A 23,901-nucleotide genomic window follows, 5' to 3' on the forward strand; every position below is an offset into this window, starting at 1 on the left:
GAGCCGTTCGGGATAGATGATCTCGTCGACCTGGTCGGCGTACTTGCGATAGATTCCCTCGCGGTAGGCCTCGTCGATCCGCATGACGGTCCGACACTCGTAGTGGTTCCCGATCATGCAGGCGGTGAAGTTGACGTTGAGGTCGCCGGTCAGCGCCCCGAGAGCGTCGGCCGCCGTGATGCCGGCCTCCTCGAGGACGGCTTCCCGGGACCCGTCACCGTCGACGACGGTAAACCCCTGATTGCGGGCGCGCCTGCGCGTCGGCTCGTCGCGTTCGACCATCGTCACCTCGTGGCCCTCGTCACGCAAGACGCGTGCTGTGCGCAGACCGACCCGCCCGGCCCCGATAATCACGAACCGCATGCACAGGGGTACACCGGCCCCGGTAAATAAGCTTGCCCCCAGCTACCATGGGGCGCGTTCGGTCGAACCGAACGACTCGAGCGGGGGCGTGTGACGGCGAGGCGGATTCGAGCGCCGTGTCGACGGCCGCGACGACCCGACCCGCAAGGATCGGTCGCCGATGTCTACCCCATCGCGATGTACGTTTTCGTGTCAGTGACGCCGCCAAGACCCTGAACGCTCGAGGAGACGGTCTGCAGCACGTCGTAGACTTCCGGCGCGTCGGCCTCCGCGATGATGTCGTAGTTGCCCGCGACGATGTGGGCGTCGGCGACCGACTCGAGAGCCGCNGAGATGTGTATAAGAGACAGCCGCCAAGACCCTGAACGCTCGAGGAGACGGTCTGCAGCACGTCGTAGACTTCCGGCGCGTCGGCCTCCGCGATGATGTCGTAGTTGCCCGCGACGATGTGGGCGTCGGCGACCGACTCGAGAGCCGCAATCTCCGCGAGCAGCCCCTCGGACTTTCCGGCGGCCGTCTTTATCATGATGAACGCGTGGACCATCGGCGGTGTGGTACACTCTATCACGACTAAAGCCTTTGCCCAAACCGAGCAACGACATTCGGTCGACAACGCGGCTACTCGAGACGGTGAGCGGCCGAGCGAGACGATTATTCGAACGCTTCCATTGCCGCCGCGAGCGCGTCCGTCACGTCCTTGAGCACTGCGTCCGGCGACTGTGTCGCGTCGACGCGAACGAAGCGGTCGGGGTCGCGCTCGATCAGTCGCTCGTAGTTCTCGCGGACCGACTCGAGGTACGCCGCTCGTTCGAACTTGTTCGTCGTCCCCGCTCGCTCGGCGGCGATTTCGGAATCGAGGTCGAGGTAGATCGTCAGCTCCGGGTCGATCGAGAACGGCCGGTGGATGTCGACGACGTACTCGAGCGGATCGTCGAGGTCGTGACCGTCGGCCGCCGCGAGCGTCGCGCCCTGATAGGCGAACCGGGAGTCCGAGTAGCGATCGGAGATCACGAGATCACCGCGCTCGAGGGCAGGTTCGATCACCCGCGAGAGATGCGCGGCGTGGTCGGCGGTGTAGAGGAATAGTTCCGCCAGCGGGTCGGCGTCGTCGTCCTCGATCGAGCGGTAGACGGCGTCGCCGTACCAGGAATCGGCCGTGGGCTCGCGCGTGAACACGGCGTCGGGGAACCGGTTCTGTAGGGACTCCCAGACCGTCGTCTTGCCGCTGCCGTCCAGTCCCTCGAGCGTGACCAGCATGGTCCCACCTCGTGGAGAGTGCTATTTAGATGTAGCACAATCGACCCGGCCCCGCGCTGCCTTACAACGTAGCCGTCCATCTATTTATCGCTGCAAGATCACATTCCGAATATGAACGTCCTCGTCGCTGGCGGCACCGGCTTCATCGGTACGAATCTGTGTGCGGAACTCGTCGACCGCGGCCATCAGGTGACGGCGTTGTCTCGCTCTCCTGCCGACGGTGAGCTGCCCGACGGCGTCGAGTCGGCGATTGGCGATGTCAGCGCCTACGAGTCGATCGTCGATACGGTGGTGGACCACGACGCCGTCGTCAACCTCGTCTCGCTCTCGCCGCTCTACGAACCCCGCGGCGGGCCGGGCCACGAGGCGGTCCACGTTGGGGGCACCGAGAACCTCGTTCGTGCCGCCGACGCCGGCGGCGTCTCTCGGTTCCTCCAGATGAGCGCGCTCGGTGCCGACCCGAACGGTGACACGGCGTATATCCGTGCCAAGGGACGGGCCGAGGCGATGGTCAGGGAGTCCGGACTCGAGTGGACGATCGTCCGCCCGTCGGTCGTCTTCGGCGACGGCGGCGAGTTCGTCGACTTCACGAAAACCCTGACGACGCCGTACGTAACGGGGTTACCTGGTGGCGGGAAAACGCGCTTCCAGCCGATCTGGGTCGGCGATCTCGTCCCCATGCTGGCCGACGCGCTCGAGGACGACGCTCACGTCGGCGAAACCTACGACCTCGCCGGGCCGCAGATCACCACGCTCGCGGACGTGACGAAACTGGTCTACGCGGCCGAGGGGAAAGACGTCACGATCGTCCCGATCCCGATGAGGCTGGCGAAGGTCGGCCTCTCGGCGGTCGGCTCGCTGCCGTTCGTGCCGTTCGGCCCCGATCAGGCCCGCTCGCTCGAGTTCGACAACACGGTTCGGGACAACGACGTGACCGCGTTCGGCCGCGATCCGGCGGACCTGCGAACGCTCGGTTCGTATCTCGGCCTCGATGGAACCGATCACCGGCAGGCACGGTCGGAAACGGCGTGAGTTCGCCGCTCGCTCTTACGGTCGGCCGAGGCGAATGTTCAAACGGAATATAATTGTGACGCATGTGTTTACCCCCATAGAGTTCCTGGCTGAGCCACTGAGACGGCTGAAAACAGCACCCTCTATTTGATTTATATATCTCTCANCGGCGGTCGAATTTTACGGATTTCTAATTGAATTCCCCGATTTTGAACCTACTGTCCTCCTGCGATTTCTGGGGGTAAACACATACATTGTGACTAATCGGTACCGACCGAGTAAGATTTGTTTACTGGGGGATAAAACCGGCGCGTAACCGCTTCAATTCGGCCAGTTCGCCCCAATAGTGACGTAATCGAGACAGTCAGATTTGCACAAGATTTATATCCTCCATTGCACTGTTTCCAATCCAACGGAGCCCCCTGACAAACAATGAAGCTGGCGATGATCGGATTCGGACAGGCCGGTGGCAAAATCGTCGATCGGTTCCTCGATTACGACGATCGGACGGGTAGCGGAATCGTCCGGGCAGCGATCGCTGTCAACTCCGCGAAAGCGGACCTCATGGGTCTGGACAATATTCCACAGGAGAATCGCGTACTCATCGGCCAGGCCCGGGTCAAGGGCCACGGCGTGGGTGCTGACAACGAACTCGGCGCGGAAGTCGCCGAGGAGGACATCGACGAGGTCCAGAACGCGATCGATCAGATCCCGACCCACGAGGTCGACGCCTTCCTGATCGTATCCGGAATGGGCGGCGGTACCGGATCGGGCGGCGCGCCGGTCCTCGCGAAACACCTCAAGCGGATCTACACGATCCCCGTCTACGGCCTCGGCGTCCTGCCGGGGACCGACGAAGGCGGAATCTACACGCTCAACGCGGCGCGGTCCTTCCAGACGTTCGTCCGCGAAGTCGACAACCTGCTCGTCTTCGACAACGACTCCTGGCGACAGACCGGCGAGTCCGTCGAGGGCGGCTACGAACAGATCAACGAGGAAATCGTCCGCCGCTTCGGTATCCTCTTCGGTGCCGGCGAGGTCGGCGACGGCCAGGAAGTCGCCGAGAGCGTCGTCGACTCCTCGGAGATCATCAACACGCTCTCGGGCGGCGGCGTCTCCACCGTCGGCTACGCCTCCGAGGAAGTCGAACTGAGTTCGGGCGGCGGGTTGCTCTCGCGGTTCACCGGCGACGACGGCGGGTCGGACGACGACTTAGACGCCGCGAACACGACCAACCGCATCACCAGCCTCGTCCGCAAGGCCGCCCTCGGCCGGCTCACCCTCCCCTGTGAGATCGAAGGCACCGAGCGCGCCTTGCTCGTACTCTCCGGGCCGCCGGAATACCTGAACCGGAAAGGCATCGAACGCGGCCGCAAGTGGCTCGAGGAGGAAACGGGCAGCATGGAAGTCCGGGGCGGCGACTTCCCCCGTGAGGAACCCGAAGTGGCCGCGGCGATCCTGCTCTCGGGCGTGACGAACGTCCCGCGGATCAAGCGCCTCCAGCAGGTCGCTATCGAGGCACAGGACAACATCGACGACATCCAGCAGGAGAGCGAGGAGAACCTCGAGGAACTCGTCGAGGACGACGAGGACGAACTCGAGCCGCTGTTCTAGGCCGCCGTTCTTTCGATCTCCGACGGCGCGAGCGACGCACTCGTGTCAGGGGGACACGACACCGGCCGCGGGTCGGCGAGCGGAGCGCTCGCGGACGCCCGGCCCACTCCGACGTACTTTTGAGCGCGCCCGAATTACCGCAACCAGATTCAGATGCGCGTCGTCGTCCCGTTCGCCGCCGAGACGCCGAAGACTCGCCTCGAGTCCGTCTTCTCCCCGGACGAGCGCTCGCGGTTTGCCCGCGCGATGCTCGTCGACGTGCTCCGTGCGATCGCCGAAACCGGCCACGAGCCGACGGTCGTCTCGACCGCGCCGCTTGCGGTCGCCGACCTCGAGTTGCCGGAGGCGGTCGCCGCGGTCACGTCGGTCGCGGTCGACGAGCGGCCGCTGACCGACGCGGTCAACGCGCGGTTGCCGGGCGGCGACGGAGCGGCCGACGGGATCGGCGCGGCCGGCGATTCCGACCGCAACCCCGTCGCCGTCGTGATGGCCGACCTCGCGCTGGCGACCCCCGGCGCACTCGAGGGGCTCCTGACGACGGCGGCCGACGTCGCGATCGCACCGGGGCGTGGTGGCGGGACGAACGCGCTCGTCGTTCGCCACCCCGCGTTCCGAGCGGACTACCACGGCACCTCCTACCTCGACCACTGCGAGATCGCCCAGTCGGTCGGAGCCGACCTCGAGACGGTCGACTCGTTCCGGCTGGGAACCGACATCGACGAGCCGGCGGATCTGGTCGAAGTGCTCGTTCACGGGCGCGCTGGCGACCGCGCGCTCGCCCGCCTCCACGAGTTCGGATTCGTCCTCGACGATCGGGGCGGGCGGGTCGGCGTCGCTCGTGAGGGCGATCGCGCGCCGGAGTGACGACCGTTCGGGTCGACGGCCGCCGCGAAGTGAAGGCCTTATGTGCCGAGCGACGACACTGGGAGGTAATGTTTCCCGGGGCGAGCGAGTACGGCGTCGATATCGCAGTCGACGACGCGGCCGTCGAGGACCTCCTGGAGGTCAGCCCGAACGACGTCGACGCACCGTCGGCGCTGACGTTTTCGCGTAACGTGTTTATTCCGCTCACCACGGCCTGTCGTTACACTTGCACCTACTGTACCTACTTCGACCCGCCGGGAGAGGCCTCCCTGCTCTCGCTCGAGGAGGTCCGCGAGATCTGTCGGCGCGGGGCCGACGCGGGCTGTACGGAGGCGCTGTTCACCTTCGGTGACGACCCTGACGAGCGCTACACCGAGATCCACGCCCAACTCGCCGAGTGGGGCCACGACTCGATCCATGGCTATCTGCGCGAGGCCTGCGAGGTCGCGTTGGAAGAGGGGCTGCTCCCCCACGCGAATCCGGGTGACCAGACCCGCGAGCAGATGGCCGCCGTCGCGGACATCAACGCCAGCATGGGCGTGATGCTCGAGACGACCGCCGAGGTCGGTGCCCACGCCGGGCCGCGGCAGAAGATTCCCGGGCAGCGGCTACGGACGCTGCAAAACGCGGGCGAACTGGACGTGGCTTTCACGACCGGAATTCTGGTAGGGATCGGCGAGAACTGGCGCGACCGCGCCGAGAGCCTGCTGGCGATTCGCGAACTCCACGAGCGCCACGACCATATCCAGGAGGTGATCATCCAGCCCGTCGTGGAGAACGAACGCTGGGCCGACGGCTCGCCCGATCTCGCGACGATGCGACAGGTGACGGCGATGGCCCGCGCCGCCCTGCCGGCGGAGGTTTCAGTACAGGTGCCGCCGAACCTCACCCCCGCGAAGGAGTTGATCGACTGCGGTGTCGACGACCTGGGCGGCGTCTCGCCGGTCACCGACGACCACATCAACCCCGACTACACGTGGCCCGCGCTCAGGGAACTCGAGGAGATCGCCGCGTCGGCGGCGCTCCCGCTCGAGGAACGGCTCCCGGTCTACGAACGGTTCCTGCCGCCCGCGTTGCGCACGGGCGGCTTCGACGGGCGGGTCGCCGACGGTGCGGGGAGCGGCGGATCGGACGGGAGTCGCGACTGGATTTCGCCGACGATCCGGGACGCGCTCGCGGCCGACGATTCGGCGGGCGAGCGCTATCGGGCAGTGCTTCGGGACGAGACGACGACGGCTACACACTGAGCGAGCAGCAGCAGCAGTACGCTCCCGGTTGAGTACCGATCGGACCGTTCTCGAGGGGGCGACAGCATCGGTCTCCGGTACTACGGTTTCGTGATTCGGCGGTGGGCACGGAACGCACGAGACGGATCGGTCACGTAGTACCGAAGCAGAACTCGACGTCACTGATCGCTGTCAAGGCGTGCTTCACTGACCTGGTCCCGGTTTCACGTGTCGGTATCTCCGTCAGTGCGGTCGAGCGCCACCTGTGCTACAAGTATTCTAGTTCGCTACTGTGCTGCGAGTCTGGGCCGGCCGAGCCCGCATATCGCTGCGGAACTCAGTTGTAGAGTAGAAGGAGGATCGGAATGACTACCGGTGGGATGAGGATAACCGCAATGATACCGAGCGAAAGCAACTGCGGCGGGAAAGCGGCTAGTAACAGTAGTGCGAGAATACAGATCAGTAGTCCGATGATGACGTTGAGACGGCGTAGTACCCTAGCGTCCGTCATTATATTAGTAATCACACTAACAGTATAAAAGCGGTCGGATGGCGCTCGAATCGATCACTGTACCGGCAGCCACCAGTGGAGAGAGTGCCTACTACGCGGCGGTCGCTCGGTCTTTCCCGGGCACGTTCGGTCTGCGTACGGTTCTGCACAGTAGACTGACTATCGCGGCCGAGTCGCAACAACAGGCGTCGATGGCCGGACTCGAGTCGGTGAGGACCGACCCGCAGTCGGGTCGCATCCCCGTCACCGCTCGGGCAGCCGAGTCGCGTGCGACCGCAAACGATCGACTCGCCTCGAGTCAGCTACCTGCGCTCGAGGCTGCCGGGTGGGACGGAACAGCCACAGGGGGATGCGATGGCGTCGCTGGGGCCGTTGACGGTCACGACCCAGACGGGACGGCCGCAGACGGGACAGTCGGGAAGCGACCAGTCGGTCGCGTCAGCCGCCTCGTCGGCCGGCTCCGTCCTCGTACTGGCCGGATCGACCCGCTCGTCGTGACCCGTCATCGCGNCGGGACAGTCGGGAAGCGACCAGTCGGTCGCGTCAGCCGCCTCGTCGGCCGGCTCCGTCCTCGTACTGGCCGGATCGACCCGCTCGTCGTGACCCGTCATCGCGACCCCCGTGGCCGGTCCCGAGCATCGGGCGCTGTCGCTGGTTGGTGGCGTTGATTCCATCGTCGTGCGGGACGTTTATATCCCGATAGAATGTACGCAGTCATGCTTTCAACTCCCTCTCGGGATTGGAAGCGAGTCTCGGGTGCTGTGACACCCGGGGCATTTCGATCCACGCCCCCTATCGCTTCTGTGTTCGGAGACTAGCTTCTACTTGAAAATTTGACCGATATGACTTATACCTATTGGAGTGTGCCGTGAACTATTCGTACCCCCTCACGTATGAGCGGGTTCTACCCCGCTCCTGACGGCGACGAGCGCCCTGTCCGTGCCGGCAACGGGGACTTGTCGCCAACCGAGCCGTCGTCACTCGCGGGACCGCCGCTCTTCCGATAACACGCAACCACCCGCCCGAGGACCTCGAACCGTGTCCCGATTCGGCCACGATCACCGCGGTGTTGCGCGCGCGATGCCACAGGTAGTCGATGAGGGCGGGACAGTGTTGCCGACCCGATCCGTCTCCCCGTTACGGCGAAAAATACGCCTCGTGAACCGCGAGCCCTTCGTCCTCGAGCACCGGACCCTCGACCGTCGTCTCGCCGCCGGCCCGGTCGACGACCGCCTCGCAGGGAATGTCGATCACGTCGTCGTCCCGGTGGGCCGCGAGCGAATCCACGGACACGCTGTAGACGACCCGACCGAGCCCCGCGTAGACGATCGCGCTCGCGCACATGGGACACGGCTCAGTGCTGGTGTACATCGTACACGCCGCGCGCTCGCTTGGCTCGAGGTCGCTCGCGGCCCACCGAGCCAGTTTGAACTCCGGATGCGCCGAGATGTCGTCGTCGGTGAGCGTAGTGTTCTCGGCCGTCCGGACGATCTCGTCGTCGACGACGAGCAGGGAGCCGAAGGGCGTGTTGCCGCCGTCGACCGCCGATTCGGCGAGGTCGATCGCGCGTCGAACATAGGCGTCGTCGGTCGCCATACCGACCGTTTCCGTCGCCGGCACCGAAACGCTTCCCCTCGCTCGAGCGCGATCCCGCTCCGTCCTCTCCGGCTCTCCGGCGAACGGCGCGGCGTCTCCCGTATCGATACGCCGGCGAAAATAAATCAACAGGTGGGCCAGGTGGGGTCCGCTCCGCGAGTTCCGGTTCCTCAGCAGGGCTCAATGCCCGAAATAACATCGCGAACGTCGACGTAGCCGTCCTTGAGAGAGGGGTCCCTCCAATCGACCAGGACGCGACCCTCGTCGAGACAGAGCGCCTCGATCGTCCCGGCCGTACTCGCGGGGACGATGAACCCCGAGTCACTGGTACAGGACTCATAAACGGCGACTCGACTCGGCAGTCGCAGACAGTCACCGACCGACACGTCCGCGGGCGAGGCCCGATCGGCCGCCGCAGTTCCGGTCATCGCGACGGTCGCTGCAGCAGCACCGGCAGTTGCTTTCAGCGCTTTGCGACGGGATATGGATTGTTGGTCGTCTGCCATGCGTTCAATAATCAAATAGCCCAAGTAATAAAATTGTACACTAATTGTATAGTGAACTAGGCATCGATGGGACGACTCTCACACTTGTGGCGTGGAATCGCTCGCTCGTTGGCACGGCGATGGAAGTCCACAACCGGTTCGTGGCCGCAGTCAGCCGTCGGCCGCAACGACCGGTACAGCAATCGAGCGCGGGCAGCGCTTCGAGAGCACACACCGTTATCCGCCTCAAGCGACGGATACCGCGTATGCACGTCGATCTGAGCCATCCGATCGAGACCGGGATGCAGACGTATCCCGACGATCCCGCGGTCACCGTCCGGCGACACGCGACCCACGACGACCACGGCGTCCGCGTCGACGCCCTCGAGTGCGGCAGTCACACCGGCACCCACGTCGACGCACCCATCCACGTCGACCCGGACGGGACACCCCTCGACGCGTACCCGGTCGAGCGGTTCGTCTTCGACGCCGTCCGGGTCGATTGCCGCGATCTCGCGGCCCGCAAGCCGATTCCCGCTGCTCGAGTACCGGCCGTCGACGCCGACCTCGCGGTGTTCTGGACCGGGTGGGATTCCCATTGGGGGACCGAGCGGTACCTCGAGCACCCCTTCCTCTCGCCGGCGGCGGCCGTGACCTGCGTCGACCGCGAGTTCGACGTGGCCGTCGACACGCTCAATCCCGATCCGACGCCGACGGACAGCGCCACGGCGGACGAGCCCGCGGGGTTCCAGGCACACCACGCGCTGCTCGGCAACGAGCAGTTGATTCTCGAGAACCTGACAGGCCTCGGCGCGGCGGGAGACCGGTTCGAACTCCGGGCCTATCCGCTAGCCCTCGGAACCGACGGCGCACCGGTTCGGGCCGTCGCGGTCGACGAATCGGAGTCGCGCCGTCGCTCCGGCGCGGGTTTCACGGCTCCGCCGAAATAGGCTGTCAGTACCGTACGCTGAACGGCAGACCTCAATTCGATGCCGTTCACGCCACGATGTGCCGGATCTATCCTCGGAGTGGAACGAAACGATCGCGGCGTTATATGCCGTCCTCGAGTGAGGGGGGACGATGCAGTCGACACACTCGAGGTGTACTACGATGACGCCACCCGATGAGGAGAGACCGGAGGAATCGCTCGACGAACCGAGGGACGGCCTGCTCGACGCCGAGCGGCGACCGCTGCTGAAAGCGCTAGGTGCGGGAGTGACTGTCGCCGTTGGCAGTGGTGTTGCAGCCGCTCGGAGCGATGCTGCAGCCGACTCGAGCGGGGTCGGCGATACCGGGTCGGACGCGGCAGCGCTCGATCCGCAGTACGGCTTCGCGACGCCGGACGCCGGCACCGTTCCCGAGGACCTCACCCCCGATCATATCGTCGAACTCCACACCGACATGCCCGCAGATCCGGCGAATCCTGACCGTCCGCCGTTCTTCCATTTCGAACCCAGTGGCATGCACGTCGATCCTGGCGATGTCGTCCAGTTCACTGCCACGGCACCAGACCATACGATCACGGCCTATCACCCTGCTCAAGGATTCCAGCGCCGGGTTCCCGACGGGGTACCGCCGTTTTCGTCGCCGGTACTCAACGTCGGCGGGGCCTGGCTCTACGAGTTCTCCAACCGGGGCGTCTACGACGTCTACTGTGGCTCGCATCACGTGTTCGGGATGAGTATGCGCCTCGTCGTCGACGATCTCGCGGCCGAGCACGTTCCGGACTACGAGGCGACGTTCGAGGGTAGCGACGACCCGCCCCTCCTCCCCCCGTTCAGTCCGGCGTTCCTCGAGCGCGAACTCAACACGCTCAGCGATGCCAACGAGGGCTGTGACTGGCCTTGGCTGACACCACAGGAGGTTCTCGACACCCCAGCCCTCGACCCGACGCGGATTCAGCAGCGGGGATCAGTGTCGTTCGTGGACGTACTCGCCGATATCGATCGCTTCGCTGAGGCGGGGCCACTCCACGACGACTCCGATGACGAGGGATCGGCCGTCGATAGTAGCCGTTGACCGTTACCGCACGCCCGATCGCACAGCGGTCGGGCGAATCGGATACCCAAGAGCGCAGGTGACCGCTCCCCCGTGCGAAGGCCGACCGGTCAATCGTCAGCCGGGGTGACGCGCGCGTCGCGCTCCTCGGTGGTCAAAAGCGGCGTCCCGTCGGCCTTCGGCCCGAGCCGGGGACCGAACGGCGGCTCGTCGGGATCGATGACCCGGCGTGTCTCGTAGTCGGTCGAGCGCTCGACGGGCACACGGCCGATCGACGAAATCATCTCGACGTAGTCCGCGAACGAGCGGAACTCGCCGTAGCCGCCGCCAGCGCGCTTAGTTATCTCCTCGGAGAGGATCGTCCCCATATAATCGTCGGCCCCACACGAGAGCATCTTCAACCCCTGCTCGTCACCGTACTTGACCCACGAGGCCTGAATGTGATCGATATTATCGAGGAACAGCCTCGAGACGGCGATCATCAGTTCGTCCTCGTGCCTGCTCGCACCGCCCGAGACGACGTCGTGCTCGAACAACGGCGTGTTCTGGTGGATGAAGGAAAGCGGTACGAACTCGGTGATATTGCCGGTCCGGTCCTGCAAGTCCCGAATTCGCTGCAGATGCATCGCGCGGTGAGCCTCGTTCTCGACGTGGCCGTACATGATCGTCGCCGTCATCCCGAGGCCGACGTTCGCGGCGGCCTCCATGGCCTCGAGCCAGCCGTCCGTGCTGATCTTGCCGGGACAGATCACCTCGCGGACCTCCTCGACGAGGATTTCGGCTGCGGTGCCGGGTACGGTGTCGAGTCCCGCATCTTGCAGCCGCCGGTAGACCTCCTCGTAGGACCAGTCGGTCCCTCGCCGGGCGTGGTAGGCTTCTTCCGGCGTCATCGAGTGGACGTGGACCCCGTCGACGCTCATCGCCGACACCTGCTCCGTGTAGGTGCCGGGGCTGGTATCGTAGCGTTCGGGCGGCTTGTAGTTGACCGCCTTCGGGTTCGGGTGGTCGTCGAGGATGTCCCGGTGCTCGTCGTCGAGCGCGAACGCGGGGTGCAGGCCCGACACTGAGGTAACCTCGTAGATGCCCCGATCGACGGCGTCGGCGACGATCTCGCGGGATTCGGCGGGCGTCTTCGTGAACCCGGCCGTTTCGATCTCCGCTTCGCTCTCGAAGGTATGGGCGGCGTCCTTGAAGTTACAGAAGAGACAGCCGACGTTACACGCCGTCGTGACGTTGTTGTTCAGGTTCGCGACGAAGGTGACCTCCTCGCCGACCTGCTCGGCGCGGCGGTGATCGGCCGCCTCGAGCACGCGGTCCTTACGTTTCCGGTCGATGCCCTCACCGTCCGCCCCCGTCGTGAATAACTCGATGGCGTCGTCGACGGTGAGTCGATCGCCGTCGCGCGCCTTTGCCAGTGCGTTCTCGAAGGACTGGTCGGTCTCGGGAACGTGATCGAACGTGAGGTCGGCCTCGGTCACCGGTCGCTCCATCGACGTAACGATGCCCGTACAGCGAGAAAAGGGTGATGGATCCGGACCCAACCCCGTCCGAATCGGCCGCGTCGAGACTTGCCGCTACCGATGACGCGATGCAGGGCGGGGTCGCCAGCCACCATCGGCTCGACCGGAACCGATCCGGCCCGACGGCGTCGATCGTCGCCTCGCTTCGGCCCGCGGGGACGGTCGGGGCCGCCGACCGCCGACCGGATATTGAAACCTTCTTACGCTCCGGCCACGGCAACTGCAGTATGAGCGACGGGGGCGAACACGTCCTGAGGTGTCTCGCGTGACGCTACGCACAGCGAAGCCGTTCGAACGCCACGGACTCCACGCGAGGTGGGGACGATGACCAGCGTCAAGGAGTTCCGCATCGAGGCGGAAGCGACCACCGAGGAACTGGGCCGCGGCGCGTTCGTCTTCACGGACGACTACTCGGTGTTCGACTGGGGGAAGATGCCCGACCAGATTCCGCAAAAGGGGGCGAGCCTCTGTACGATGGGCGCGTTCAACTTCGAACTGCTCGAGAGCGAGGGCGTCCCGACCCACTACCGCGGCGTCGTGGAAAACGGCGATGTCGTTGCCCTCGCGGACACATCACACCCTCCCTGGGAGATGGCCATCGACCTCACGCAGGTGCCCGACCTCCCACACGAGGGCCGCGAATACGATTACGACAGCTATCACGAGTCGGCCGGTGAGAACTACCTGATCCCCCTCGAGATCGTCTTCCGTAACCGGGTTCCCGTCGGCTCGAGCCTGCGTCGGCGGACCGAGCCGGCCGATCACGGCCTCGCGTTCGGGAGTTGGCCCGCAGAGGCCGTCGACCTCGACGAGCCGATCGTCGAGTTCTCTACGAAGTACGAAGAGGGCGACCGCTATCTCACCCGCGAGGAAGCCGATTCGATCGCCGGGACGGCGGCGATCGAGGACCTCGAGTCGCTGGCCCGCGAGGTCAACCGGATCGTGACCGAGCAGGCGGATTCGGCCGGACTGGTCCACCAGGACGGCAAGATCGAGTGTTGTTACTATCGTGGCGAACTCCGCGTCGCCGATGTCGTCGGTACCTTCGACGAAAACCGCTTCAGCTACGAGGGGACGCAACTCTCGAAGGAGGTGCTGCGCCAGTACCACAAGCGCACGCAGCCCGACTGGGTCCGGGCCGTCAACGCTGCCAAGGCCGAAGCGAAACAGGCGAACGTCGCCGACTGGAAGTCCCTTTGCGACGAGGAGCCGGAGCCGCTGTCGGAGTCGGTCCTCGAGACCGCCAGCGAACTGTACTGTGCCGGGGCCAACGCCTACACCGGCCGGGAACTGTTCGACGCGCCGCCGCTCTCGAGCGCGATCGGTGCGGTGCAGCGGCTGTAGCGGCCGGATCGAACCGGGCACGGATGGGCTCGAATCCGGACGGAGATCTGTTGTCTGGTATCGTTTCGCAACCCCAATCGGACAAAGTAACCCTCATATTGGGGGCCTCGTTACGTTCGGCCGACCGCAAATGAGCCTCGCCACCAGCGGAGTTACAGCGGGAATCGTCCTGTTCAACCTCACCTCCGGAATCGCAGCCGTCGCGAGCGTCATGCTGTCGCTGTTCGTGCTCGTAGTCGTCCTGTTTGCCGTCGCGCCGCTGTTCTCGTCGACGTGGATCGGCCAACAGGACGTGACGGCAGCCGGCGCGTCCCGCAGTACGTCGAGCGACGACTGACCCTACCGCCTCCGCCCGCGCCCCCCGTTCATCGCGATCGGAGACGATACGGACCCGTTTCCACTCGCACCGCCGAGCGACCGTCGAAGCGGGAGTCACGGCGTTCGTCTCGCTCCGGAACGCGACCGGGAGGATGCCCGCCGTCTCGAGGAACGTGGATCGTTCCAAGACGGGAACGACTGTCGTCGCGAACGGACCGGGAAACGGCGTCGCCACGGCCGTGGCAACACGGAGGTACCACGCCCTCCCCAGCCGATTCGCTCGCGCCTCGCGGCGCTCACTCATCCCTCGCGCAGTTCGTGGCGCGGTTCGCCGCTGCGGCGAACCGCGCTACGGCGCGCGCCACCACGATGACGCTGACATGCACGGGTGGCCGAACCGGTTCGGGTGGCCGTGGCCGAATCCGCCGCAATGAATTCGTTCAAGTGGGTCTCGGACGACCTGTCATCCGATGACTGATTCGCCGGACGAGGATTCGCCCGAGTGTCGACAGTGCGGGAGCCCCGTGGGGTCGTCTTCCGAACAGCGCGTCGTGACGACGGTCGAAGAGGGAACAGCCGTCCACCGCCACTTTTGTAGCGACGACTGCCGCGAACAGTGGGAGTCGTCGAACGCCGCCTGATCGGCACTCACACACTGTGCCGTCGGTAACTCGGTTCTCGAGTCGACCGTTCGGAACGACCGTGCTCCCGATCCGAAAAACGACGATCGACGTGGCCGTCCGTGGTGCCAGCCGGGTCACCTGTCGATCGGCGTGGTCGACGGGGCCGAGCAGTATCGGGGACGGTGACGGCTACCGACGGGAGACGGGTTCGAACGGCGTCGCAAAAAAGGACTCACGCACCGCGAGGGTTAGTCGCGGAGGGGGACACGTCGTCGGTCGGTCGGGCAGCCACGGCGACGGTCATCATCGAGAGACCGGACACGAGGAGGTTCGCGCCTACCAGGAGGCCGATCGCCCAGGCCGCGGTCGCCGGAAAGCCGACCCAGAGGAATCCGGCCAGGACGATCGCGATGCCGCCGCTGATGGCAACGGAGGTCCGCCCGGTGGACTGGGGCATCCGCATCGCCGTCGCAAGTTCGGCGAAGCCGTGGACGGCCAGATACGCCACGAGTGCCAGGGTCAGGGTGACGAGCGCGACGACGGGTGCCGCGAGCACGGCCAGTCCGGCGAGCACCGAGACGAGCGCGAGCACGACCTGCCAACTCGACCGATGCCAGCCCCGCGCGGCGAACGCGTGGACGCCGTGGACGACGCCGCCCGCGACGAGGAGAACGCCGAGCGCGAGCGAGATCGAGAGGCCGGTAACCGCCGGTACAGCCATCGCGAACAACCCGATCAGGCCGATGATCCCGCCCGCGATCGCGAGCGTTCGCCAGTCGTTCTCGAGGGAGTAGCCGTCCGATTCGGTGCTGTGGTTGGTTGTGGTCATTGGAATCTCCGATTCACTGTACGACATGTGAGTATATAACTACTATACGATTTGACAGTATGTATCGATGCCAGACGGGTCAGCGATCGGTCAGACTGCGTCTCGAGCGCGGCACGCGGCTCACTCGGGGGAAGCACAACCGACCGCTAGCACCGACGGTCGAAACCGCGATCGGCGCGAGTGTGAACGCTGTGGCCAACGCGTTCCCGCAGCGACGTACCGCAAGCATCTGCTCACGGAGTGTCCGAGGGAGTCGGTGCTACGTCTCCTCGACGTGGCGGATCTCGCAAGCGATGCCGCGCGTGCTCTCGGCCATTTCGCGGCCGAACATCTCGGCGCGGCCGACGGCGAAGGCCTTCGGTCCCTCGACGACGACTTCGTCGCCGACGCGGATGTCCTCGTCGGCGTCGACGACGCCCGGGGCGAGCACGCTGCCGTGGGGAACGAAGCCGTCGATCTCGACGCGCTTCGTCGGTGCGTCGCTCTCGAGCCAGCGGCGTGCGCCCGCGAGCGTGAACGAGAGCGTCCCGTACTGCGGAACCATCGTCGCGAGTTGCGTATCGTCGGGGTCGCGGACCTGGATCTTGGGATAGCGACTGGTCGTCTGAATGTCCGCGAAGAGGTCGTCACCGGCCCCATCGCCGAGCAGGTAGTCCGCGATCGCGCGGACGGTGTTGTGCTCGCGCTCGCGCTTGGAATATTTCAGTTCGCCGGACAGGGCGCTCGAGAGGTTCGCGAGCGATTCGTCGTCGGTCGGGTGGTCGGCGACCGTGTAGGTAACGTCGAGGGCGAGTCGTTCCTCGACGCGCTCGACGATGTCGCGGTAGCCCTCGTCGGGGACGTGGGCGATGATTTCCGGATACTCGTTGCGCTCGAGGTACCGCTGCAGGACATCGCTCACGAACTGCTTTTCGTCCTCGGACCACCGACCCGTGACCACGGTGTCGTAGTGTTGGGCGGGATAGGTCGTCTCGAGTTCCTGCGGGACGACGCCGATCGGGCTGGTCATCGAAACGAGGTGGGCACGCCACTGAATGGCGTCGTGGAACTGGCGGTGGCTCTGGGACTCGCTGTACGGCTTGGCGGCCGAACAGGGGACGAGTACGAGCGGGTTTCGGAACCGATTCCGGTACCGCGTGGTCACCCGATCGGCGAAGCGCTGGATCTCCACCCGACGGATGGTGTCCGCGGTCGCGGCGTCGATCCGGGCGTCCCGTAGAATCGGCGTCCGTTCCTCGAGATATCCCCACTGGTCGTCGAGTTCGCGCATCGCGGCGGTGAGCCACTGGTCGTGGCGGGCCTGCCCTTCGACGTAATCCCGGAGCCGCCCGTCCCGAATCCGGCGGCGGACGATCGCCAGTTCGGACTCGAGGGCGGAGACGTTGTGCTCGGCACAATCGGCGCGCGTAAACTCCTCGCGAGGTTGCTGGCAGGCCGGACACGAGCAGGGGAGTTCGTCGAGATCCTCGAGGAAGTACGCCTCGTCGGTCGTGAGATAGCGACCTTCGGTCCCTTTTATCGCGGCCGCGGTCCCGTCGAAGAGGTCGACGCCGGCGTAGGCCAACAGGGCGACGTTCCGCGGCGTCGCGACTCCGGAGAACAGCAGGGCGGTGTCGGTCGGAATCGCCTCGCGGACATCGACGACGGCCTCGACGAGCGCCGCACCGTGTCCCATCACGGACTGGACGTTCGAGAGGGCGTACGCGTCCGTCTCTTGGGGGGCGACGGTCTCGCTCGAGACGACCGCGACGCTCGGGTAGTCGACATCGGGAGCGTCGACGGCGAACGATTCCTGTACCTCCGCGGGCGTACCGCCGGGGAACGCCCGATGGGGGAGGACGGTGAGTTGCGAGTCGTCGCCCGCGGGACGGTCCCGGTCCCCGCTCCAGAGCGACCCCGCGTCCTCGAGGACGTCGTCGACGAGTGCGGGCGTCGTCAGTGGCGAGGAGAGGCGAAGGTCGCCCACGCGCGCGGCCCCGTCGCGCTCGTGTACTTCGAAATAGTCGGTCATACTCGATATGACCGGGGCGAGCGAAAGAGGTTGTCGATAGCGAGTGATCGCAATCGACTCAACACCGTTCCAGAATCGTGACTGTCGGCGGCTGTATTCCTCTCGTCCCGCGAGAGCATCCATTGGCGGATATTTTGGAAAATTAATCTTTATACGGGAGTAGTTGGAAGTACGACTATGTCATCGGACCGAAGACCAGACTCGAGACGGCGATTGAAGAGCGGCGGGCGAGCGTTCCTCGTCGTTCTTCTCGTTGCAGCCGTCGGTATCGCGACGATCGGATTGCCGGCAATCTACGGCGGTTCGACGACGACTGCCGAAGCGACGGAATCACCCGTCGAATCGTACGAAACGGTCTCGCAGGCCGAATCGGACCTCGATCCGGCCGACGAGGTGTACCTCCGCGACGACGGCAGCGCCGTCCTCCGCTACGACGACAACGAATCGGACGTCAACCAGGTCGATCTGGGCATGGACGCCAGTGAAGGGCTGGTCCACATGCTGGTCGCGGACGACCTCGACGACGAGATGCAAAACGAGGAGTTCGAGTCGGCGGACTTCTCGGCGATCCTCGACCAGCAAGGATTCGCCGGGAACGGCTCCCTCGTCATGCAGCAGCCGGACGAGGTCACGGACCTCTCCGTCGACGTCTCCGGTGAGATCTCCGACGAGCGGAATCAGTTCGACGCGACCGCGGCCGGAACGTTCGAAAGCAACTCCACGACCACTGGCGAGGCCACCACCAGCGGACACATGACTGCCACCGCTGACAGATTCGAGACGGCAGGCACCATCTCCGCCGAATCCGGGACGATGGCCGCCGGTGACGACACGTCGATGAGCGTGTCCCTCGAGGACACGAGCGACGGATATACCATCGACGTGGCTCAGGAGCGGAGTATTTACGACTTCAGCGCCGAACAGTGGGAAACTCGAGAGGCGGCCAAGCAGACCCTCCAAGAGCAGTACGGTGCGATCGCGACGCAGATGGGTGGTACGAGCGACATCCAGATCAACGAGTACGAGTACGAGGAGCGAACCACCGATGACAACCGGCTCACGCTCGACTTTACGGTCGAGTACACCGGCATCGACGCGGGTATCGAGGAACAGCTTGCGACCGCTCTGGCGAACGATGACTCGTCCGACCTGAGCCAATCGGAAGCCGAGACGATCGCGGCCAACATCACCGAACTCGAGATCGAGACCTTCGAGTTCACGATGAACCAGAGCGACGGGACGTTCGATGTCGAATGGGAGATCGCGCTCGCGAACTACGACAAGCTCACGATCGCGATGCTCGATCTGGCCGAATCGACGGACATGAACGGTACGATGCCGCAGGAAGACATCGATAATGCCCGCGCTGCGATCGACGCACAGCAGAAGGCCGATCTGACGTGGGAGATGCAGTGGGACGCGTCGGTCGAGCAAACCTCCGGGAATGAACTCACGCTCGACGCCGAACTCACGAGCGAAACCGAAAACTGGAAGGACTACATCGCCGAGCTCAAGGCGAACGATATCGAGACGCCGAACGACGTCAAGTTCGATCTGACGGCCGAAACCGACGGCGACAAGCTCTCGGTCGACGGACAGTTCGAGGTCGAGAGCAAGGACCTCGCCGGGAATGCGATCAACGCGATGGCCGAATCCGCCCAGAGCGGCCCCACCGGCTCGTCGAACGCGCAGAGCGACCAGTTCATGACCGCGCTCTCCGAATCCGAACTCCAGGTCGCCCGTATCGACGGCAGTATCACCGGTGACTCGGTGCGAGTCGAAGCGGGTGCCAAGTTCGACAACATGAGCAAGGTCACCGAGACGTTCAGCGACACCGTCTCGATTAGCGGCGTTGCAACCGAATCCGATGGGAACACCACGTCCATGTACGTCTACGTCGACGACATGGGTGACGTCGATACCGCCTCGGCGACCAAGTCCGACATCGAACACCTCGGCGTGGTCGATTCCGAGACGACCGTCCATCAGGCAGGCGACTGGGACAAGGAGTTCCCCGACGTCGACACTGACGGCATGCGCAGCTATCTCGGTCTCAACGCGGAGAACAGCGAACAAGCGGAAGGCGAGGACGACTCCGATAGCGTGCCCGGATTCGGGCTCGGCGTCGGTCTCGCTGCAGTCGCCGGACTGCTCACGACGCTCGTCCTTCGACGACGCGAGTAACGCACCGAAATCCGGCTGAGCGCAGTCGACCCCGTTCCGGCTCGTTTTTTGACGCTATCGAGACGACAGTCGGCAGCGAATCGCTAAGCCTCCCTGCCCGCGTTCCGAGTGTCCGCAGCAATCGTGAGTGCTGACCGCCGATCGAAACGCGGTGCGTTGCTGACGGCGGCCGAGGGAGACCGACCGCAACGGGTCAGCTACACGGTCTCGAGGTGGGTCGCCGTCGCCGACGTGTGGCCGCGATTGAACGAGAGGATCTTGATCCGGATCACGTCGGTCACCTCGCAGGCGTCGGGGACGTCTTCGACGAAGACGACGAACCCTTCGACCTTGCCGACTGCCCGCCGCTCACCGGAGTGATGATCACTGAATTCGCGGATTGCGACTTCCTCGACGTCGCCGATGTCGACCGGCGGATCGCGTTCCTGGGCATCTCTGTGTCGGGACCGGGACTGCCGTTCGTCCGCGGAGCCGCCGCGAACGCGTTTGAACAGCCACGAGACGAGTACGAGCACAACGAGGACGCCACCGCCGACTACTGCTGGGCCGAGCATATCGCAACCGGACAGCGCCTGGGTCTTCGATGTTCCGATCCGGGCGAGGTCGCCGGCGACGCCCCGCGAGCGTGAGACGGCCGACGAGAGGGAGGAGACCGTCTGCAGGAGGGCTCGAGGCGGAACGGTCCCCGCAGCGGGCGACTCGAGTGTACCGACGACGGCCCCGATCAGTTCGCGGTGAGGTCCACCAGCGCGACGGCGTCGGGAACGCGCTCGAGGACGGCGGCCGGCCATCCCTCGTGGGCGAGGGTGACCGTCGTCTCCGGGTTCGTCGCGACGAGGCTGGCGACGCCGTCAGCCGCGGCTTCGAGGGCGGCCCGATCGGTTCGGGCGGGGACCTCCGCGGTGAGCGGGTAGCTCTTCGACAGCGCACGCGGGAAGGGTCCGAACGGCGGTTCGACGCGCCAGGAGTCGTCGAACTCGTCGCTCCGTGGCGCGGTCCCCTCCGTGAGAAGCAGGCTGTCCGGGACGGACAGCCGCTCGAGGCGCTGATGGTGTCGGACGACTTCGGGGCGACGAGCGCTTTCGTGGGAGGTGTAGAAGAACGAGCCTTTCGAGACGGGATCGCTCCGCTCGAGTTGGGCGGCGTGATCGAGCAGTGTGCGGTAGCCGTCGAGCATCGTCGGGTGGGCGCGGGCGCGCTGTTCGACGAGTTCGAGCAGATCGCCCGTCCGGATGGCCTGCTTGATCCGGCGGATCTCGGCGAAGGTGACGTGGAGGTTGTGGGCGGCGAGTTCGGATTCGCGCTCGGCGTCGGGCAGGGCGCGAAGTTCGTCCGGCGAGTGGGCGGTACAGACGGCACAGGAACAGGGGAGGTACTCGAGGTCGTCGAGCGCACGGGTGCCGCGAACCGTGAGATAGCGGTCGTCGCGGGCGTACAACGCGTAGGCAGCCGAGTCGAACAGGTCACAGCCCATCGCGACGGCGAGGGCGAACATCATGGGGTGGCCGGCACCGAAGAGGTGGACGGGTGCGTCGGCTCCCAGGCCGCGCTTGGCCGCGGCGACGACATCGATCATATCGTCGTACCGGTAGTCGTTCATCAGCGGCACGACCGCGCCGACCGGGAAGACATCGAGATCGGTGCCGTCGGCGTGGCGACCGGCCCGCTCGCGGAGATCCGGATAGGTCGACCCCTGCACGGGCGCGCTGACGAGCATCTCGCCCGTGTCGGCGGCCTCGGCGACCTCGAGTCGGTCCTGCGTGGTCTCGAGATCCGCCGCGGCGCGCTCGCGGGAGACGTCCGGCGGGGTCGGGATGTCGACCGGCGTAGCGATATCGGAGCCGATCTCGCGCTGGAAGGCGAGGATCTCCGCCGTCGTTACGTCGATCTCGCCGTACTCCGAAAGCTGGAACGAGCCGGAGTCAGTCATGATCGCGCCCGGGAAATCGAGCAGGTCATGGAGCCCCTCTTCGAGAGCGCGTTCGCGGAGCGTATCGTCGCCGTGGATGATGTAGGAGTTCGTGATGAGAATTTCCGCGCCGAACTCGTCGGCGAGTCGGCGAGGGCTGATCGTATCCAGATTCGGATTGATAACTGGTAGCAAGGCCGGGGTTTCGACGGTCGTACCGGCACGCGGAACGGTGAGTTCCCCGATGCGGCCGCCGGCGTCGGTGTCCCGGACTTCGAAGGACTCGCGCATTGCCCCTCCGTTGGACCGTCGGACGTAAGACGTGACGGTTTTCGTCCGCCCGATCGCCGACGCCCCGTCACGGCGCTGGACCGGACGGAGCCCTCCTCGAGACGGCGAGGTGAAAGTGGGGCCGCAGTTCCGGAACCGTCCACACGGGGGGAGACGAAGGCGCTTTACGCTCCGGGCCGCTTTCGTCCCCTAATGAGTAAACCCACGCCCGACGTCTACGAGCAGGGCAAGGGCATGGACGCCCACAATCAGGCGATGAGGGAGATCCGCTCCCGCAAGGAGGCCAGCTACGACCCTCACGAACCGACCCGCGTCTGGCTCGACGAGGACAACACTCCCGACGGGGTCAAGACGAGTCTGACGATCATCCTCAACACCGGCGGCTGTCGGTGGGCCCGCGCCGGCGGCTGTACGATGTGTGGCTACGTCGCCGAAAGCGTCGACGGCGGCTCCGTCTCCCACGAGGCACTGATGGACCAGATCGACGTCTGTCTCGCCCACGAGGACGAGAACGCCGACGAGCCCGCCGAACTCATCAAGATCTACACCTCCGGATCGTTCCTCGACGAGCGCGAGGTCAGCGCCGAGAGTCGTCGAGCGATCGCCGACACCTTCGCCGACCGCGACCGCATGGTCGTCGAGTCGCTCCCCGACTTCGTCGACCGCGAGAAGATCGCCGACTTCACCCAGCACGGACTCGACACCGACGTCGCGATCGGCCTCGAGACGGCGACCGACCGCGTGCGCCACGACTGCGTGAACAAGTACTTCGACTTCGCCGACTTCGAGGACGCCTGCGCGGAAGCCGCCGCTGCAGACACGGACGCGGGCAGCGACACGAAGGCCGGTATCAAGGCCTATCTCCTCATGAAGCCGCCCTTCCTCACGGAAGCGGAGGCCGTCGACGACATGATCTCCTCGGTCGAGCGCTGTGCCGATGTCGAGGGTTGTCATACCGTCTCGATGAACCCGTGTAACGTCCAGCGGTACACGATGGTCGACGATCTCTACTTCGAGGACGGCTACCGGCCGCCGTGGCTCTGGTCGGTCGCCCACGTCTTGGCGGAAACGGCCGACGCCGACGCCATCGTCGTCTCGGACCCCGTCGGGCACGGCTCCGACCGCGGTCCGCACAACTGTCAGGAGTGTGATGACCTCGTCCAGAAGGCGATCAAGGACTTCGACCTGCGCCAGGAGCCGACGGTCTTCGAGCAGGTCTCCTGTGACTGCGAACTGACCTGGGAGACGGTTATCGAGCGCGAGCGAAGCTTCAACCAGCCGCTGACCCGGTAATCCGGCCCCTCGCCGACGATCACGCGGGGCGACGGACGTGACTACGAGCCGACGCTGATCCTCACGGCACGCCCGTCGAGAGCGTGGTGTTGGAACGACCTCGAGCCAGCCGTCTCGATCGCGTCGGCTTCCCGGTGGTCGCCGTTCCGGAACCCGCGATCGCCGCGCTGGGTGCGGGCTCGTACCCCTTGGCGGTAGCTCGGGCTTCTACGAGCGGGGAGTAAAACGGGTTAATCGCCGGTCGCCGGTTCGTCCGACGCCGACCGGACCGATTCCGCGTCGGCGCGCGGAATCGCGAGCGTCACGACGGTCCCTCGCGGCTCGTTATCATGGAAGGTGAGTCGGCCGCCGGCCTGGGTAACGACCCAGTTGACGAGCCAGAGACCGAGCCCGCTCGCGTGGCGGAGTTGCGTGATCTCGCGGTCGCCCTCGAGGAGTTCTCGCTCCTCGGGTGGGATACCGGGACCGTCGTCGGCGACTGTCAACGTTAGTTCATTAGCCTGTTGCACGAGTTCGAAATTAGCTCAGGTATGTCCAAGAGATATCACTACGAGCTAGAATAATCACTTTAACTAGATTAGAAGCCGGATCGATGGCATGCACACACAACGATCCGACACCAGTAAGAACACCGCCGCTTCGCATAAGGCCACC

22 protein-coding genes and 2 pseudogenes are annotated in these 23,901 nt (G+C 65.3%); 12 read left to right on the forward strand and 12 right to left on the reverse strand.

Features of this window, described 5'->3' with window-relative positions; genetic code table 11:
• From C487_RS09235 to tmk, 4 genes and pseudogenes are all read right to left on the reverse strand, one after another.
• The coding region (locus C487_RS09235; protein WP_006185476.1) for a potassium channel family protein at positions 1-363 on the reverse strand (363 nt) is incomplete at its 3' end.
• 164 nt (positions 364-527) lie between these two features.
• The gene (locus C487_RS21500; RefSeq protein WP_083864567.1) at positions 528-713 is read right to left on the reverse strand and encodes an Lrp/AsnC ligand binding domain-containing protein; all 186 of its coding nucleotides are present in this window, start codon (positions 711-713) and stop codon (positions 528-530) included.
• Positions 713-907: pseudogene (locus C487_RS21505) on the reverse strand (Lrp/AsnC family transcriptional regulator); the annotation flags it as partial. The pseudogene C487_RS21505 and the gene C487_RS21500, both read right to left, overlap by 1 nt.
• A gap of 107 nt (positions 908-1,014) precedes the next feature.
• Complete coding sequence (gene tmk, locus C487_RS09240; RefSeq protein WP_006185477.1) at positions 1,015-1,620, reverse strand: dTMP kinase; 606 nt, start codon at positions 1,618-1,620, stop codon at positions 1,015-1,017.
• Between the two features lie 111 nt (positions 1,621-1,731).
• On the opposite strand from tmk, the gene C487_RS09245 reads away from it, so the two are divergent.
• The 4 genes from C487_RS09245 to cofG all read left to right on the forward strand — a co-directional run bounded on the left by C487_RS09245 (position 1,732) and on the right by cofG (position 6,356).
• A complete protein-coding gene (locus tag C487_RS09245; RefSeq protein ID WP_006185478.1) occupies positions 1,732-2,652 on the forward strand; it encodes a complex I NDUFA9 subunit family protein in 921 nt (306 codons plus the stop codon).
• A gap of 411 nt (positions 2,653-3,063) precedes the next feature.
• Complete coding sequence (locus C487_RS09250) at positions 3,064-4,245, forward strand: tubulin/FtsZ family protein (RefSeq protein WP_006185479.1); 1,182 nt, start codon at positions 3,064-3,066, stop codon at positions 4,243-4,245.
• A 153-nt stretch (positions 4,246-4,398) separates the two neighbouring features.
• The gene (cofC, locus tag C487_RS09255) at positions 4,399-5,109 is read left to right on the forward strand and encodes a 2-phospho-L-lactate guanylyltransferase (protein WP_006185480.1); all 711 of its coding nucleotides are present in this window, start codon (positions 4,399-4,401) and stop codon (positions 5,107-5,109) included.
• Between the two features lie 68 nt (positions 5,110-5,177).
• Complete coding sequence (gene cofG / locus C487_RS09260) at positions 5,178-6,356, forward strand: 7,8-didemethyl-8-hydroxy-5-deazariboflavin synthase subunit CofG (RefSeq protein WP_049908057.1); 1,179 nt, start codon at positions 5,178-5,180, stop codon at positions 6,354-6,356.
• Between the two features lie 1,627 nt (positions 6,357-7,983).
• On the opposite strand, the gene C487_RS09270 is transcribed toward cofG, so the two are convergent.
• Complete coding sequence (locus C487_RS09270; protein ID WP_049908053.1) at positions 7,984-8,442, reverse strand: nucleoside deaminase; 459 nt, start codon at positions 8,440-8,442, stop codon at positions 7,984-7,986.
• Positions 8,443-8,612: 170 nt separating this feature from the next.
• A complete protein-coding gene (locus C487_RS09275; protein WP_006185484.1) occupies positions 8,613-8,948 on the reverse strand; it encodes a hypothetical protein in 336 nt (111 codons plus the stop codon).
• A gap of 245 nt (positions 8,949-9,193) precedes the next feature.
• On the opposite strand from C487_RS09275, the gene C487_RS09280 reads away from it, so the two are divergent.
• Positions 9,194-9,877, forward strand: coding sequence for a cyclase family protein (locus tag C487_RS09280; RefSeq protein ID WP_006185485.1), 684 nt, complete (start codon positions 9,194-9,196; stop codon positions 9,875-9,877).
• A 160-nt stretch (positions 9,878-10,037) separates the two neighbouring features.
• Entirely contained in the window at positions 10,038-10,946 is a 909-nt protein-coding gene (locus tag C487_RS09285) for a cupredoxin domain-containing protein (protein WP_006185486.1), read from the forward strand.
• Between the two features lie 89 nt (positions 10,947-11,035).
• Here the strand turns inward: C487_RS09285 and cofH are convergent, their stop codons facing one another.
• The gene (gene cofH / locus C487_RS09290) at positions 11,036-12,415 is read right to left on the reverse strand and encodes a 7,8-didemethyl-8-hydroxy-5-deazariboflavin synthase subunit CofH (RefSeq protein ID WP_006185487.1); all 1,380 of its coding nucleotides are present in this window, start codon (positions 12,413-12,415) and stop codon (positions 11,036-11,038) included.
• A 35-nt stretch (positions 12,416-12,450) separates the two neighbouring features.
• Between cofH and C487_RS09295 the strand changes: the two genes are divergently transcribed.
• The 4 genes from C487_RS09295 (at position 12,451) to C487_RS21000 (ending at position 14,748) form a co-directional block, all read left to right on the forward strand.
• Positions 12,451-12,714, forward strand: a complete 264-nt coding sequence (locus C487_RS09295; protein ID WP_049908055.1) for a hypothetical protein — start codon at positions 12,451-12,453, stop codon at positions 12,712-12,714.
• Between the two features lie 55 nt (positions 12,715-12,769).
• The gene (locus tag C487_RS09300) at positions 12,770-13,789 is read left to right on the forward strand and encodes a phosphoribosylaminoimidazolesuccinocarboxamide synthase (protein WP_006185489.1); all 1,020 of its coding nucleotides are present in this window, start codon (positions 12,770-12,772) and stop codon (positions 13,787-13,789) included.
• Positions 13,790-13,919: 130 nt separating this feature from the next.
• The gene (locus tag C487_RS09305; protein WP_006185490.1) at positions 13,920-14,126 is read left to right on the forward strand and encodes a hypothetical protein; all 207 of its coding nucleotides are present in this window, start codon (positions 13,920-13,922) and stop codon (positions 14,124-14,126) included.
• Positions 14,127-14,577: 451 nt separating this feature from the next.
• Positions 14,578-14,748: a DUF7576 family protein gene (locus tag C487_RS21000; RefSeq protein WP_006185491.1), complete on the forward strand. Its 171-nt coding sequence runs from the start codon at positions 14,578-14,580 to the stop codon at positions 14,746-14,748.
• Between the two features lie 214 nt (positions 14,749-14,962).
• Here the strand turns inward: C487_RS21000 and C487_RS09310 are convergent, their stop codons facing one another.
• Both C487_RS09310 and arcS read right to left on the reverse strand, forming a co-directional pair.
• The gene (locus C487_RS09310) at positions 14,963-15,559 is read right to left on the reverse strand and encodes an HdeD family acid-resistance protein (protein WP_049908059.1); all 597 of its coding nucleotides are present in this window, start codon (positions 15,557-15,559) and stop codon (positions 14,963-14,965) included.
• A gap of 259 nt (positions 15,560-15,818) precedes the next feature.
• Complete coding sequence (gene arcS / locus C487_RS09315; protein ID WP_006185493.1) at positions 15,819-17,570, reverse strand: archaeosine synthase subunit alpha; 1,752 nt, start codon at positions 17,568-17,570, stop codon at positions 15,819-15,821.
• A 213-nt stretch (positions 17,571-17,783) separates the two neighbouring features.
• Between arcS and C487_RS09320 the strand changes: the two genes are divergently transcribed.
• Positions 17,784-19,754, forward strand: coding sequence for a hypothetical protein (locus C487_RS09320; RefSeq protein ID WP_006185494.1), 1,971 nt, complete (start codon positions 17,784-17,786; stop codon positions 19,752-19,754).
• Positions 19,755-19,951: 197 nt separating this feature from the next.
• Here the strand turns inward: C487_RS09320 and C487_RS09325 are convergent, their stop codons facing one another.
• Positions 19,952-20,308: a TRAM domain-containing protein gene (locus tag C487_RS09325; RefSeq protein ID WP_049908060.1), complete on the reverse strand. Its 357-nt coding sequence runs from the start codon at positions 20,306-20,308 to the stop codon at positions 19,952-19,954.
• 170 nt (positions 20,309-20,478) lie between these two features.
• On the reverse strand, positions 20,479-21,954 hold the full coding sequence (gene tgtA, locus C487_RS09330) for a tRNA guanosine(15) transglycosylase TgtA (protein ID WP_006185496.1): 1,476 nt from the start codon (positions 21,952-21,954) through the stop codon (positions 20,479-20,481).
• Positions 21,955-22,146: 192 nt separating this feature from the next.
• On the opposite strand from tgtA, the gene C487_RS09335 reads away from it, so the two are divergent.
• Positions 22,147-23,247 (forward strand): archaeosine biosynthesis radical SAM protein RaSEA, encoded by a 1,101-nt coding sequence (locus C487_RS09335; protein ID WP_006185497.1) that lies wholly within the window; start codon positions 22,147-22,149, stop codon positions 23,245-23,247.
• 230 nt (positions 23,248-23,477) lie between these two features.
• On the opposite strand, the pseudogene C487_RS09340 reads toward C487_RS09335, so the two are convergent.
• Positions 23,478-23,738 (reverse strand): annotated as a pseudogene (locus tag C487_RS09340) (ATP-binding protein); the annotation flags it as partial.
• Positions 23,739-23,901 lie beyond the last annotated feature (163 nt).

The organism is Natrinema pallidum DSM 3751, assembly GCF_000337615.1.
GTDB lineage: Archaea > Halobacteriota > Halobacteria > Halobacteriales > Natrialbaceae > Natrinema > Natrinema pallidum.